The sequence below is a fragment of the Yimella sp. NH-Cas1 genome (genome assembly GCF_022359705.1).
Classification (GTDB): Bacteria; Actinomycetota; Actinomycetes; order Actinomycetales; family Dermatophilaceae; genus Yimella; species Yimella lutea.
The window spans coordinates 1,801,848-1,814,496 of sequence record NZ_JAKSGG010000003.1 but is presented as its reverse complement, the minus strand read 5'-3'; the positions used below and the strand labels follow the sequence as shown (position 1 = coordinate 1,814,496).

10 protein-coding genes are annotated in these 12,649 nt (G+C 68.1%); 4 read left to right on the top strand and 6 right to left on the bottom strand.

The genetic code is table 11. The annotated features are described in order from the left end of the window. Positions 1 to 18: 18 nt before the first annotated feature. The gene (locus MF407_RS09030; protein ID WP_129624950.1) at positions 19 to 1,203 is read right to left on the bottom strand and encodes a dipeptidase; all 1,185 of its coding nucleotides are present in this window, start codon (positions 1,201 to 1,203) and stop codon (positions 19 to 21) included. Between the two features lie 73 nt (positions 1,204 to 1,276). Between MF407_RS09030 and rimO the strand changes: the two genes are divergently transcribed. From rimO to MF407_RS09010, 4 genes are all read left to right on the top strand, one after another. Continuing rightward, the gene (rimO, locus tag MF407_RS09025; RefSeq protein WP_239702077.1) at positions 1,277 to 2,734 is read left to right on the top strand and encodes a 30S ribosomal protein S12 methylthiotransferase RimO; all 1,458 of its coding nucleotides are present in this window, start codon (positions 1,277 to 1,279) and stop codon (positions 2,732 to 2,734) included. After that, complete coding sequence (gene pgsA / locus MF407_RS09020) at positions 2,731 to 3,432, top strand: CDP-diacylglycerol--glycerol-3-phosphate 3-phosphatidyltransferase (RefSeq protein ID WP_275578221.1); 702 nt, start codon at positions 2,731 to 2,733, stop codon at positions 3,430 to 3,432. Before rimO ends, pgsA begins: the two co-directional genes overlap by 4 nt. Continuing rightward, positions 3,432 to 3,914: a CinA family protein gene (locus tag MF407_RS09015; RefSeq protein ID WP_129624952.1), complete on the top strand. Its 483-nt coding sequence runs from the start codon at positions 3,432 to 3,434 to the stop codon at positions 3,912 to 3,914. The genes pgsA and MF407_RS09015 overlap by 1 nt, the downstream gene beginning before the upstream one ends. A gap of 135 nt (positions 3,915 to 4,049) precedes the next feature. Further along, positions 4,050 to 4,346: a helix-turn-helix transcriptional regulator gene (locus MF407_RS09010; protein WP_239702076.1), complete on the top strand. Its 297-nt coding sequence runs from the start codon at positions 4,050 to 4,052 to the stop codon at positions 4,344 to 4,346. Positions 4,347 to 4,646: 300 nt separating this feature from the next. Here MF407_RS09010 and MF407_RS09005 read toward each other — a convergent pair whose 3' ends face one another. The 5 genes from MF407_RS09005 to MF407_RS08985 all read right to left on the bottom strand — a co-directional run bounded on the left by MF407_RS09005 (position 4,647) and on the right by MF407_RS08985 (position 12,649). Next, a complete protein-coding gene (locus MF407_RS09005) occupies positions 4,647 to 5,423 on the bottom strand; it encodes a DNA-formamidopyrimidine glycosylase family protein (protein WP_129624954.1) in 777 nt (258 codons plus the stop codon). 6 nt (positions 5,424 to 5,429) lie between these two features. After that, positions 5,430 to 10,046, bottom strand: a complete 4,617-nt coding sequence (locus tag MF407_RS09000; RefSeq protein WP_239702075.1) for an ATP-dependent helicase — start codon at positions 10,044 to 10,046, stop codon at positions 5,430 to 5,432. Between the two features lie 119 nt (positions 10,047 to 10,165). Then, positions 10,166 to 10,720 (bottom strand): carboxymuconolactone decarboxylase family protein, encoded by a 555-nt coding sequence (locus tag MF407_RS08995; protein ID WP_239702074.1) that lies wholly within the window; start codon positions 10,718 to 10,720, stop codon positions 10,166 to 10,168. Beyond that, positions 10,717 to 11,565, bottom strand: a complete 849-nt coding sequence (locus tag MF407_RS08990) for an SDR family NAD(P)-dependent oxidoreductase (protein WP_239702073.1) — start codon at positions 11,563 to 11,565, stop codon at positions 10,717 to 10,719. The genes MF407_RS08995 and MF407_RS08990 overlap by 4 nt, the downstream gene beginning before the upstream one ends. 58 nt (positions 11,566 to 11,623) lie before the next feature. Beyond that, positions 11,624 to 12,649, bottom strand: a complete 1,026-nt coding sequence (locus MF407_RS08985; protein WP_129624958.1) for an agmatine deiminase family protein — start codon at positions 12,647 to 12,649, stop codon at positions 11,624 to 11,626.

The window sequence follows — 12,649 nt, the reverse complement described above, 5'->3', positions numbered from 1 at the left end:
GACGATTCTAGAGCGGGATCAGTGGTCGAGTTCCCCGATCGTCTTCAAGGACGGTGGGCGGGTCTGCTGTTCGTCCCTGGCCACAGCCTCGACGTCCCGCATCACCCGCAGGACATTCCGGCCGGCTACCTTTGCGAGGTCGTCGTCCGACCAACCCAGCTCGGCCAGCGCCACGAACAACGCGGGGTAGGTGGAGACGTCCTCCAGCCCGTCGGGCAGTCGGTCGACACCGTCATAGTCACCACCGACGCCGATGTGATCGACGCCGACCGCCTCGCGCAGGTAGGTGTAGTGGGCGACGACGTCGCCCAGCGTGGCCACCGGCTTCGGGTGCTGCTGCGCCCGCTGTTTGTTGAACTCGGTGAACTTGATGTGGTCCTTGGGGTCCACACCCTCGGCAAGTGCGGCCTCGCGGGACTCGGCCCGCCAGTCGGCGCACGCCTGGGAGACGAAGTCGGGCACGAACGTCGCCATGATCACGCCGTTCTTCTGCTTCAACGTGGTCAGGACGTCGTCGGGTGCGTTGCGTGGACTCGAGCACACGGCGTAGGCGCCGGAGTGCGAGAAGATCACCGGCGCGGTAGACGCGGCGAGCGCATCGCGCATGGTGTCGGCCGACACGTGCGACAGGTCCACCATCATGCCGATTCGGTTCATCTCGCGAACCACCTCGACGCCGAACGCGGTGAGCCCGCCGTGCACCGGCTCGTCGGTCGCGGAGTCGGCCCACGGGTTGTTGTCGTTGTGCGTGAGCGTCATGTAGCGCACGCCCAGGACGTACAACATCCGCAGCGTCGCCAGCGAACTGTCGATCGACTGACCGCCCTCGGCGCCGAGCAACGAGGCGATGCGCCCCGAGGCGAAGACGCGCTCGACCTCGTCGGCGGTGCGGGCGAGCCCGAAATCGTCGGAATAGCGCGCGACCATCTGATGGACCGCGTCGATCTGCTCGAGGGTCGCGGTAACTGCTGTGCCGCCGGGCAGGTTCGACGGCACGAACACCGACCAGAACTGTGCTCCGACGCCGCCCTTGCGCAGCCGGGGGATGTCGGTGTGCCCGCGTCCGCTCAGATCGCCGGCGATGTCGTGCTTGTCGAAGTCGTAGCCGGCTTCCGCACGCGCGTGCCACGGCAGGTCGTTGTGGCCGTCGATCAGCGGGTGTTCGCGCAGCAGTGCGGCGATACGTTCAGCGGTGTTGGACATGGACCCATGCAATCACGGCACCACCCGCGGAGGGTCGCTGGTCGACGCGTCCGGGACAACTACAGTGAGCGTCATGACTTCCCGAAGTGTGGCCGTGGTGACCCTCGGGTGCGCCCGCAACGAGGTCGACTCCGAGGAACTGGCCGGACGCCTGTCCGCGCAGGGCTGGACGCTGGTCGACGATGCCTCCGCCGCCGACGTCGCCGTCATCAACACCTGTGGATTCGTCGAGCAGGCCAAGAAGGACTCGATCGACGCGTTGCTCGAGGCCAACGACCTCAAGCAGACCGGTCGCACCCAGGCCGTGGTGGCGGTCGGTTGCCTGGCCGAGCGGTACGGCAACCAGCTTGCCGAGCAGTTGCCCGAAGCGGACGCGGTCCTCGGGTTCGACAGCTACCAGGACATGTCCTCCCACCTGACCTCGATCCTGGCGGGGGAGCGTCCGGCATCGCACACGCCGGGCGACCGGCGCAAGCTGCTGCCGCTGTCACCGGCGGCGCGTCAGGGTTCGGACGTCGCCGCTCCCGGCCACGGTGACATGCGGCGTCCCTCCGACGTCAGCATCGAGTCGCCGGTCGCGGCACCGCGGGTGATCCGAGCCCGTCTGGACGGACGTCCGTGGGCTCCGCTGAAGATCGCCAGCGGGTGCGATCGCCGGTGCGCGTTCTGTGCGATCCCGATGTTCCGTGGCGCGTTCGTGTCGCGTCGTCCGGCGGACGTACTGGCCGAAGCGCGCTGGCTCGGGCAGCACGACGTCCGCGAGATCTTCCTGGTCAGCGAGAACTCCACCTCCTATGGCAAGGACCTCGGCGACCTGCGTCTGCTCGACACGATGCTGCCCGAACTCGTTGCCGTGGATGGTCTTTCGCGAGTTCGCGTCTCCTACCTGCAGCCGGCCGAAATCAGGCCCGACCTGCTCGATGTGATGACCTCGACGCCCGGCGTCGTCCCGTACTTCGACATCTCCTTCCAGCACGCCAGTGGTCCGTTGCTGCGCAAGATGCGCCGGTTCGGTGACGCCGAGTCGTTCCTGGGCCTGCTGGAGCAGGTGCGGCACCGTTCGCCGGAGGCAGGCGTCCGATCCAATGTGATCGTCGGTTTCCCCGGTGAGACCGAGGACGACGTCAATGTGCTGGCCGGCTTCCTGTCGGCGGCCCGGCTCGATGTCACCGGTGTGTTCGGCTACTCCGACGAGGACGGCACCGAGGCCGAGACGTACGACGCGAAGCTGCCGCAGGACGAGATCGACGATCGCGTGGAGCACATCCGCTCGCTGGTCGAAGAACTCAACCACCAGCGTGCCGCCGAGCGCATCGGTCAGAACCTCGAGGTGCTCGTCGAGCAGATCGAGGACGAGGACACCGGCGAGATCGAGATTCGTGGACGGGCTGGACAGCAGGGTCCGGACGTCGACGGCGAAACCGTGCTGACCTGGCCGGACGCCCGCAAACTGCCCTCGATCGGCGACATCGTGACGGTACAGGTGGTCGACACGATCGGCATCGACCTCGTCGCGGAGCCGACCGGATGACCGAACCCACCCCGCGCCGCGGCAAGGACGCCCGGCCGCGCGACTGGCGTGAGTGGCAACCGCTGCGAAGTCCGGACGGCACGCCGATCCGGCTGCACGCGCCCGAGCTTCGACCCGACCCGGCCGACATTCCCAGCCAGGACGTCAGCAACTGGAACATCGCGAACGTCCTGACGATGCTGCGGATCGCGCTCGTGCCGTTGTTCGGATGGTTGCTTCTGACGCAGGACGGCGACAACAACGCCTACCGCTGGGGCGCGTTCGCGGTCTTCGTCGCCGCGTCGATCACCGACCGCATCGACGGTGAGATCGCACGTGCTCGCGGGTTGGTCACCGACTTCGGCAAGATGATGGACCCGATCGCCGACAAGGCCCTCATGGGCATGGCGCTGGTCGGACTCTCGATGATCGATCGGGTGCCGTGGTGGGTGACGATCGTGATCCTGGTGCGCGAGATCGGCGTAACCCTGTTGCGCCTGTGGGTGATCCGGCACGGGGTGCTCCCGGCCAGCCGCGGCGGCAAGCTGAAGACCTTTCTGCAAGCAGTCGCGATCGGATTCTTCGTGCTCCCGTACGCCGGCGCGTTCGTCGTCATCGCCTGGATGGTCATGGCCGCCGCTGTCGTGGTCACCGTCGTGACCGGCGTCGACTACGTCTTCCGCGCGCTGTCACTGCGGCGGACGGCGAAGGCGGCCTGATGCTTCCCAGCGAGACGCAACTGGTCGCCCGCCTGACCGGGCTGGGACAGACGATCGCGGTCGCCGAATCGCTCACTGCCGGAATGGTCGCCGCGACTATCGCCTCCGTCCCGGGCGCCAGCGTGGTGCTGCGCGGGGGCGCGGTCACCTATGCGACCGACACCAAGACGTCGCTGCTCGGCGTCGACGAAGAACTGCTCGCGCGCGGGGGAGCGGTGCAGGCGCAGGTCGCCGAACAAATGGCTTCCGGGGTGCGCACGGTGTTCGGTGCCGACTACGGGCTCGCGACCACCGGGGTCGCCGGGCCCGATCCACAGGACGGCGTCGAGGTCGGTGTCGTGTTCATCGCGATCGCGACGCCGGACGGTGTGATGAGCGACCGCCTTGACCTGGACGGCGATCGCGAACGGATCCGTCGCTCGGCCACCACCGCAGCGCTTCGGCTCGCCCTTGCGCATCTGGGGCACGGGGATGTGGAATGACCGGCCCGGGATGTGAGTTGTCAGTCTCATGGGTTCACCCTGTACACCAGCGTTCGGAATGGCCGCGCACGGTGATGGTGCCTGCGGTTATCGTGGACTCGTTCACCCGTTCGGTTCGTTGAATCAGGAGTCGTCATGATCTTGCTGCGTCAAGAACTCGGCGACGTTCTGCGTGAGCTGCGCCAGGAGCAGGGACGTACCCTGCGCGAGGTGTCCGCCGAGGCCAAGGTCTCGCTCGGCTACCTCAGCGAGATCGAACGCGGCGAGAAGGAAGCATCCTCGGAGTTGCTCGCCCACATCTGTGATGCGCTCGGTATGCCGTTGTCGCAGACTCTTTCGTTGGTCTCGCAGCGTGTTGCCGGTGTCGAGGCGCTGACCGCTCCGGTGCCGCTGCCGGTCAAGACCGACCGCGCCGTCGTCTCCGCCGCCTGAGCTTTTCGTATCGCGTCACCTTGGTTTCGGCACGCGAGGATTCGCAAGCTCATCCTCGCGGCTCAACCAGCGGGTGTGGTTGGGGCTCAGTCTTATTCGCCGGCGCCGGAAGCCGGGATCGCGTGCTGGGAACTGGATTTGTTCGCTGGTTGAGCCATGCGGATGAGGAACGAATCCGCATGCGCCGAAACCTGGTGAGATGTGCTGGGACTCGGCCGGGCCTGGATTTGTTCGCTGGTTGAGCCATGCGGACGAGGGACGAATCCGCATGCGCCGAAACCTGGTGAGGTGCGCTGGGACTCAGCCGTGGCTCGGATTCCGTTGGCATGACGGGCAATAGGTCAACTGTCTTGCCTGCGGAGCGTCGCCGATCATCCCGATCCGCAGCTTGGCTCCGCAACGCGGACACGGCCAGCCCTTGCGCTCGTACGCCTGCGGCACGTGACGGCCTTCGCCGATCGCGTCGTGCAACATCCGGTGGGCGATCTGCAGAACATCGCGGATGACGCCTTCGTCCAATCGATCGACCGGCAGCCACGGGTCGACGCCTCGCTCGAACAGCGGCTCCGTCGTCCAGATGGTGCCGAGTCCGGCGAGATTGCGTTGATCGAGCAACGCTGCGCCGATCGGCCGTCCGCCGTTCGCCCGCAACCGACGTAGTGCCTCATCCTCGTCCCAGTCGGCGCCCAGGATGTCGGGACCCAGGTGCCCGACGAGCCGGTGCTCGTCGCGCGTGCGGACCAGGTCGAGCATCCCCAGTTTGCGTCCGACACAGGCCTTCTCGGCTGTCGCGACGAGCGCTCGAATGTCGTCATGTGCCGCGAACCGAGGACTGACCCGCGGCGTGGGAACCACCCGCCACGAACCGTCCATCCGCAGGTGCGAGTGAAGCGTCCACCCGGAGTCGATGCGGTGCAGGATGTGCTTGCCACGCGGCACGACCTCGATCGTTCGACGACCGCGCAGCTCGACCTCGGGCAGCCGACCCATGCGTAGATCGACGCCGACGAGTTCATCACCGCGCAGCGCCCGGTCGAGTCGGCGCGCGGTGCGCCAGACGGCGTCTCCTTCAGGCATCGGCACTCATCGGCGCAGCCGCAGGCCCTTGGGTGTGGTGTGGAATCCGTTGTCGGTCAACGCCGTTGCCAACGGATGACTCGAACTCAACGCCGCAGTGCCGTCGATCGAGTGGACGCTGAGGTCGGCCAGGCGTCCGCTGCGGACGATCTCGGCCAGTGCCTTGGCGACTGCGTCGGCGTGGGTCGGTGTGTCGTCCCAGGTGAGCACTGACCGTCCGCCGCGCTCGATGTAGGCGATCAGTTTCCCGTCGACGAGAGCGACCAGCGAACCCGACTTACGCCCGGGTTTGTGGCCGGTGTCGCCCTCGCGCGGCGGCCAGGCGAGCGCGGCCCCGTAGGCGTTCGCCGGGTCGGTGGCCGCGAGCACCAACGCAGGAATGGTCTTGGCCGGCGCGACGTCCCAAGGGTTACGAGGGGTGACCTCGTTCGCCGGCCGCGCACGCAGTCTATCGATGGCGCCCGTGCCCGCGAACTGGGCGGCCCCAAGACCTTCGACGAAGTACCCGCGTCGCACCTTTCCGCGCTCCTCCGCGGCAGCGAGTACCCGGTAGATCTCGGCGAAACCGCCGGAGATCCCTTCTGCGACAACGCTTCCGCGCGTCACGATGCCGTAGCGGTCCAGCAGGACATCGGTGGTCGCCAACGACCGCTGGGTTGGGTTGAGCTCGAACTGCGGCAGCACCCACCACCTTCCGACCATGGTCGGCGTGGTGATGGGTCGGATGGCGGACGAGGGTCGGGCCAGGCCCGTGCGCAGGCCGGCGCTTCGTCCGTACCGTGACCGGCGCGGACCTGCCGTGCGGCTGCGGTGCGTCGTCCGACCTCCACCCAGCAGGGCTCGCACCGGCGCGAGCGTGTCTCCGGTGATCCGCCCGGCCCAGGCGAGTTGCCACATCGCCTCGGCGATCTGACTCTCGCCGCCCTCGACGGCAACGCCGACCGCGGAGAAGAAGTGGGCGCCACCACCGGCCATGGCGTCCAGGACGGCGCGCTGCAGGTCGTCGAGTTCGCCCTCGTCGGGTGCCCCGAGAGTTGCGTCGAGCTGGTCGCCGAGGTGCAGACTGATCCACCCGTCGTCACCCGGCAGGGAGCCGTGCCCCTGCCAGACCACTTCGCCGGCCGTCATCAGCTCGTCCAGCATTCCGGCCGTGTAGCGCTCAACCCGTGCAGGTAGGACAAGCGATTCGAGTGCGGAGGCCGGCACCTTCGCGCCGGCCAACTGCTCGACCGCTCGGAGCACGCCGTCGAGCCCGCGTTGGCCGGTGCCGACACCCTGCCAGGGCGGGAGGAAGCGAGCGAAGTCGGTGGCCGCGACGGGCTCGACCTCGGAGCGCAGGGCTGCGAGCGAGCGGCGCTTGATGATGCGCAGCACCTCGGCGTCGCAGAAGTCGGACAGGCCGTCGCCGGTGCCGAGCGGTCGCAGTTCTCCTTCGACGATGCGTCCGCGGTGCACCAATCGCTTGAGCGTGTCGTGCACGACGGCGCGGCCCAGACCGAACGCCTGGGCGGCGTCGGACGCCGTGAAGGGGCCGTGGGTGCGGGCATACCGGGTGATCAGGTCGGTCAGCGGGTCGTCGGCGGGTTCGAGGAAGGCAGCCGGGACACCGGTCGGCAGGGCAGCGCCGAGGGCGTCCCGCAGCAGCGCAGCGTCCTCGACCGCTGCGAAGCGTTCGGTGTCGCCCCAGCGCACGACGATCAGCCTGCGGTCGGCGACCAGAGCGTCCAGGATCTCGTCGAGGTCGGTCACGTCGGGACGAGTACGCGCGCGAATCTCGTTGCGGGTCAACGGTCCCAGTGCGCGGGCGAGATCGGCGACATCGTCGGCGTGCCGCGCCTGTCGGCTCTCGGTGAGTCGTTGCAGGTCGGCCTCGGTGGTGGCGACGACGTCGCTGTCCAGCAGGTCGCGCAGCGCAGCGCCCTCACCGTGACCGAGCAGGTCGGCCAGCAGTGACGGGTCGAGCGCCAACGCGGCCGCACGCCGTTCGGCCAGCGGGGAGTCGCCCTCGTACAGGAACTGCGCGATGTATCCGAACAGCAGGCTCTTGGCGAACGGGGACGCGGTCGGCGTCTCGACCGTGACCGTGCGCACCGTGCGCGACTGGATATCGCGCATCAGCGCGGTGAGCCCGGGTACGTCGAACACGTCCTGGACGCACTCGCGCACGGCCTCGAGCACGATCGGGAACGACGGGTACTGGCTGGCCACCTCCAGCAACTGAGCCGATCGTTGGCGCTGCTGCCACAACGCCTGCCGGCGTCCCGGGCGCTGCCGGGGAAGCAGCAACGCGCGTGCGGCGCATTCACGGAACCGGGAGGCGAACAACGCCGAGCCGCCGATCTGGTCCGTGACCATGCGCGAGACGTCGTCGGGGTCGAGCACCAGCACGTCGGTCAGATTGTCGTTTTCTCCGTCGCCCATCTCCATGTCGAGCAGGCGAAGCACGATGCCGTCGTCGGCATGCATCGCCTGCACCTCGACGCCGTACCGCTCGCGCATGCGTGCCGCGATGCACAATGCCCAGGGGGCGTGGACGGGTGCGCCGAAGGGGGAGTGGATGACGACCCGCCAGTCGCCGAGTTCGTCCCGGAAGCGTTCCACCACAACCGTTTTGTCCGTCGGCAGGTGGCCGGTGGCCTCCTGCTGTTCGCGGACGTAGGTGATCAGGTTGTCGGTGGCCCAGGTGTCGAGTCCGGCCTGTGTGACTCGCTCGCGGGCGCCTTCGTCGGGCAGCGAACCGACCTCGCGGACGAACTTGCCGACGGCCTGGCCGAGTTCGGCAGGACGTCCGAGCGCGTCTCCGCGCCAGAACGGCAGGCGTCCCGGTTGGCCGGGTGCGGGCGTGACCAACACCTGGTCGTGGGTGATGTCCTCGATCCGCCAACTGCTGGTGCCCAGCGTGAACACATCTCCGACGCGCGACTCGTAGACCATCTCCTCGTCGAGTTCACCGACCCTGCGTCCGGGACCTTCACCGCCGGCGAGGAAGACCCCGTACAACCCACGGTCGGGAATCGTGCCGCCGCTGATCACTGCGAGTTGCTGCGCACCGCGGCGGGCACTGAGCGTGTCGGTGGTGCGATCCCACACGATGCGTGGCCGCAGTTCGCTGAAGTCGGTGCTCGGGTAGCGTCCGGCCAGCATGTCGAGCACGGTTTCGAGTGCGGTGCGTGGCAACGCCCCGAACGACGCTGAGCGGCGGACGAGTTGCTCGAGATCGTCGACCGGCCAGTCGTCCATCGCGCACATGGCCACGATGTGTTGAGCCAGTACGTCGAGCGGGTTGGCCGGGATCTTGAGTTGCTCGATGGTGCCGGCGCGCATGCCCTCGACGACGACGGCGGTCTGAACGAGGTCGCCGCGGTACTTGGGGAACAGCACCCCGTGGGAGACCGCGCCGACCTGGTGTCCGGCGCGTCCGACACGCTGCAGTCCGCTGGCCACGCTGGGCGGTGACTCGACCTGGATGACGAGGTCGACCGCGCCCATGTCGATGCCGAGTTCGAGGGACGACGTCGCGACCACGGCTGGCAGGCGTCCGGCCTTCAGGGCGTCCTCGATATCGGCCCGTTGTTCCTTGCTCACCGAACCGTGGTGCGCGCGGGCGAGCACCGCCGCCGCGCCGTGACTGCTGCCCGCCTGACCCATCAATTGGGCTGGGGGAGACGAGGATTCATCGTCCAGCGCGATGTCGTTGCGGTCGGCCCAGATCTCGTTGAGGCGGGCGGTCAAGCGTTCTGCCAGGCGCCGCGAGTTGGCGAACACCAGCGTCGAGCGGTGGCTGCTGATCAGGTCGACCATCCGCTCCTCGACGTGCGGCCAGACGGACGCCGAGCGCGTGGGGTCGTCCGGACCGGTGAGGTCGGAGGGCTGGTTGTCCAGGTCGGCGAGATCGGGCACGGGGACGACGACCTCGAGCTCCCATTCCTTGGTCGACGGCGGCTGCACGATGGTGACCGGACGCCCGCCCGTGAGGTAGCGACCCACTTCCTCGACCGGACGGACCGTCGCCGACAGTCCGATGCGCTGCGCCGGCTTCGGCAGGAGCGCGTCCAACCGGTCGAGTGAGACCGCGAGGTGCGCACCGCGTTTGGTGCCCGCCACCGCGTGCACCTCATCGACGATCACCGTCTCGACGCCACGCAGGGATTCTCGTGCGGCCGAGGTCAGCAGCAGGAACAACGACTCCGGGGTCGTGATCAGGATGTCGGTCGGACGTCGAGCGAACGCACGGCGGTCGGCCGCTGCAGTGTCTCCGGATCGCACCGACACGCTCACCTCCGGTTCGGGGAGCCCGAGCCGGGTTGCGGCGTGCTTGATGCCGACCAGAGGTGCCCTCAGGTTGCGTTCGACGTCGACGGCCAACGCCTTCATCGGGGAGATGTACAGCACCCGACAGCGTTCGAGCGGGTCCTCCGGCGGCGGCGTCGCGGCCATCCGATCGATCGCCCACAGGAACGCCGAGAGCGTCTTGCCCGAGCCGGTCGGTGCGACGACGACGGTGTGCTGGCCCGAACTGATCGCATCCCACGCGCCCTCCTGGGCGGCGGTCGGCGCGCTGAACGACCCCTCGAACCACGCACGGGTGGCAGGGGAGAAGCGTTCGGTGATCGGGGAGTTCATCGCCGCTCAGTTTCCCACGCAGCACCGACAGACCGACACTTCCCACCGAGTGGCCGGGCTATGAACTGGTGGTCGGGCTATATCCCGGCCGCTGATTCATAGCCCGGCCACTCGGTGAGTCAGGCCTTCGGGTCTGGGCTGACCCGAAGCGTCTGCAGCGTGGTCGCGAGCATGTCGTAGTGCCCGACCAGCAGGAGGAACTCCACACACTCCTGTTCGGTGAGCGTGGCCTGCAGGCGTGACCACTGTGCGTCGTCGAGGTCACGCTCGGCGAGCAGTGCGTCCGCCGAGTCGATGAGCACGGCTTCGCGTTCGTTCCAATGGGGCGATGAATCCTGTTGCAGCGCATCGATATCCGCGGCCGTGACGCCGACTCGGACGCCGAGACGCTGGTGGTGTGCCCACTCGTACGCACTCCCGCGGCGGTTCGCGACGCGCAGGATGACCAGTTCGCTCTCGCGGCGCGGGAGCGAACCGAACGGCATCAGGCGGGCCGCGAAGTGCAGCCAGCCCCAGTACAGGCCCTTGGCTCGTCCGAGGGTGGTGAAGATCGCCGGCGGCTTCGTGCCGGTGACCTTGCCGGCGATCCGGCTCATCGCGAACGCCGGCGCACCGAGCTCCTTCAGGGTGCCGGGCGAGATGCGGGCGACCGCCGATTTCGCATCCGTGCTCACGAGGTCACCTTCTTTCGCTGGAGGGTCGTGAGTTCCGCGTTCTCCTCGCGGGCGATCTGCAGGGCGAGGCCGAGTTCGGGAAAGCCGCGCAATTCCATGACCCGCTGGGCAAGCATCCGCGCGGGCAGGATCGCAGCGATCCAGCGAGGTGCACAGATGCGTCGCGAACGGTTCTTGATGCCGCGGTCGAGGGCGTCGATCGCGCTCTTGAGCGGCGCGACACCGAGGATGGTCCCCCCGCCCGTCAGTGTGGTGGCGGCCTTGGTCCCGAACCCACGTGAGGTCATGTCGGTGTCGATCTCGGCGAAGTAGGCGACACCGACCTTCGCGCCGGTGGGCTTGAGCTCGATCCTCAGGGTGTTCCCGAGCGCTTCGACGGCGGCTTTGGACGCGTTGTACGCACCCATCATCGGTGCGTGTGCGGCAGCGGCCAGCGACGCGGTTGCCACGGCGTACCCGCCGGGGTGGCTGATGTGCGGTGCGGCAGCGCGCAGCGTCCAGTAGCAGCCCATCACGTTGACCTCGATGTGCGCGCGCATGACCTCCGGGTCACCGCCGTCGAACGGCAACTGCGAGGCGATGCCGGCGTTCGCGACGACGACGTCGAGTCCACCCCACATGCGGGCGACCTCGTCGATCGTGTCGGTGACCTGGTCCTGGTCGGTGACGTCGACCTCGCGCCAAATCGAGCCAGGACAGCGGGCTGCGGTTTGCTCGAGGATCTCCGCTTCGATGCCGAGGAGCGCGACCTTCGCCCCCTGTGCGGCGAGTCGTTCCGCCAGGGCGGCACCGATGCCTCGCGCTGCTCCGGTGATCAGAACACGTCGACCTTCGTGAGCACTCATTCGGCCACGCTAGTTGATCAAGTGACCCAGTTCACGTGGCCGCGTCCGGGGTATGAGATCAGCGCGGGACGGACGGCTGTTGCTGGGTGATGCAGTGGATCCCGCCGCCGCGGGCAAAGATCTCGCGGGCATCGACCCCGACGACCTCGCGGCCCGGGTACACCCGACGCAGCACGTCGAGCGCGCGGTCGTCGTGCTCGTCGTCGAAGGTGCAGGCGATGACACCCCCGTTGACGACGAGGTGGTTCACGTAGCTGTAGTCGACGGGTCCGTCGTCGTCGAAAAGCGTTGCGGGAGCGGGGATTCGCTCGACCGTCAGAGTTCGCCCGGCGGCGTCGGTGCTGTTCTCCAGGAGCGCGATGATCTCGCGGCTGACCTGGTGATCGGGATGGTCGGGATTCTCCTGGTGGTGCACCAACACCACGCCGGGGCAGGTGAAGGTCGCGACGATGTCGACGTGGCCGCGGGTGCCGAACTCGTCGTAATCGCGGGTGAGCCCACGAGGCAACCAGATGCATGTCGAGGCACCGAGGCAACGAGCCATCTCGGCCTCGATGTCGGCCTTGGACGCCTGCGGGTTGCGACTGGGATCCAGTTGCACCGTCTCGGTCAACAGCACCGTGCCTTCGCCGTCGACGTGGATGCCGCCGCCCTCGTTGACGATCGGCGAATCGACGACCGTGGCGCCGGCCTGCTCGCCGACCCGACGACCGACACCGGCGTCCTTGTCCCAGCTGGCCCACGCCTGCGCGCCCCAACCGTTGAACACCCAGTCGACGGCACCGAGCTCTCCGTGTTCGCCGAGTACGAAGGAGGGGCCGATGTCACGCATCCACGCGTCGTCCAGCTCGGCTTCGTGCACAACAACGTTGTCGTGCAACAGGTCTCGTGCAATGCCGAGGGCGTCGGTCGTGGCGAGCATGTGGACGGGTTCGAACCGGGCGACGGCGTTGGCGACGTTCGCCCAAGTGCGCCGGGCAGCCTCGGCCTCCGCGTCCGTCTCGCCGAGTGTGTATCCCTGGCTGGGGAACGCCATCCAGACGCGATCGTGCGGCGCCCATTCGGCGGGCATTCGCCAGGTCAT

What these genes read in the sequence shown, in the direction of transcription:
- MF407_RS09030 (WP_129624950.1), bottom strand. Translation starts at nt 1,203, where the DNA reads ATGTCCAACACCGCTGAACGTATCGCCGCACTGCTGCGCGAACACCCG.
- rimO (WP_239702077.1), top strand. Translation starts at nt 1,277, where the DNA reads ATGACTTCCCGAAGTGTGGCCGTGGTGACCCTCGGGTGCGCCCGCAAC.
- pgsA (WP_275578221.1), top strand. Translation starts at nt 2,731, where the DNA reads ATGACCGAACCCACCCCGCGCCGCGGCAAGGACGCCCGGCCGCGCGAC.
- MF407_RS09015 (WP_129624952.1), top strand. Translation starts at nt 3,432, where the DNA reads ATGCTTCCCAGCGAGACGCAACTGGTCGCCCGCCTGACCGGGCTGGGA.
- MF407_RS09010 (WP_239702076.1), top strand. Translation starts at nt 4,050, where the DNA reads ATGATCTTGCTGCGTCAAGAACTCGGCGACGTTCTGCGTGAGCTGCGC.
- MF407_RS09005 (WP_129624954.1), bottom strand. Translation starts at nt 5,423, where the DNA reads ATGCCTGAAGGAGACGCCGTCTGGCGCACCGCGCGCCGACTCGACCGG.
- MF407_RS09000 (WP_239702075.1), bottom strand. Translation starts at nt 10,046, where the DNA reads ATGAACTCCCCGATCACCGAACGCTTCTCCCCTGCCACCCGTGCGTGG.
- MF407_RS08990 (WP_239702073.1), bottom strand. Translation starts at nt 11,565, where the DNA reads ATGAGTGCTCACGAAGGTCGACGTGTTCTGATCACCGGAGCAGCGCGA.
- MF407_RS08985 (WP_129624958.1), bottom strand. Translation starts at nt 12,649, where the DNA reads ATGACCTGGCGAATGCCCGCCGAATGGGCGCCGCACGATCGCGTCTGG.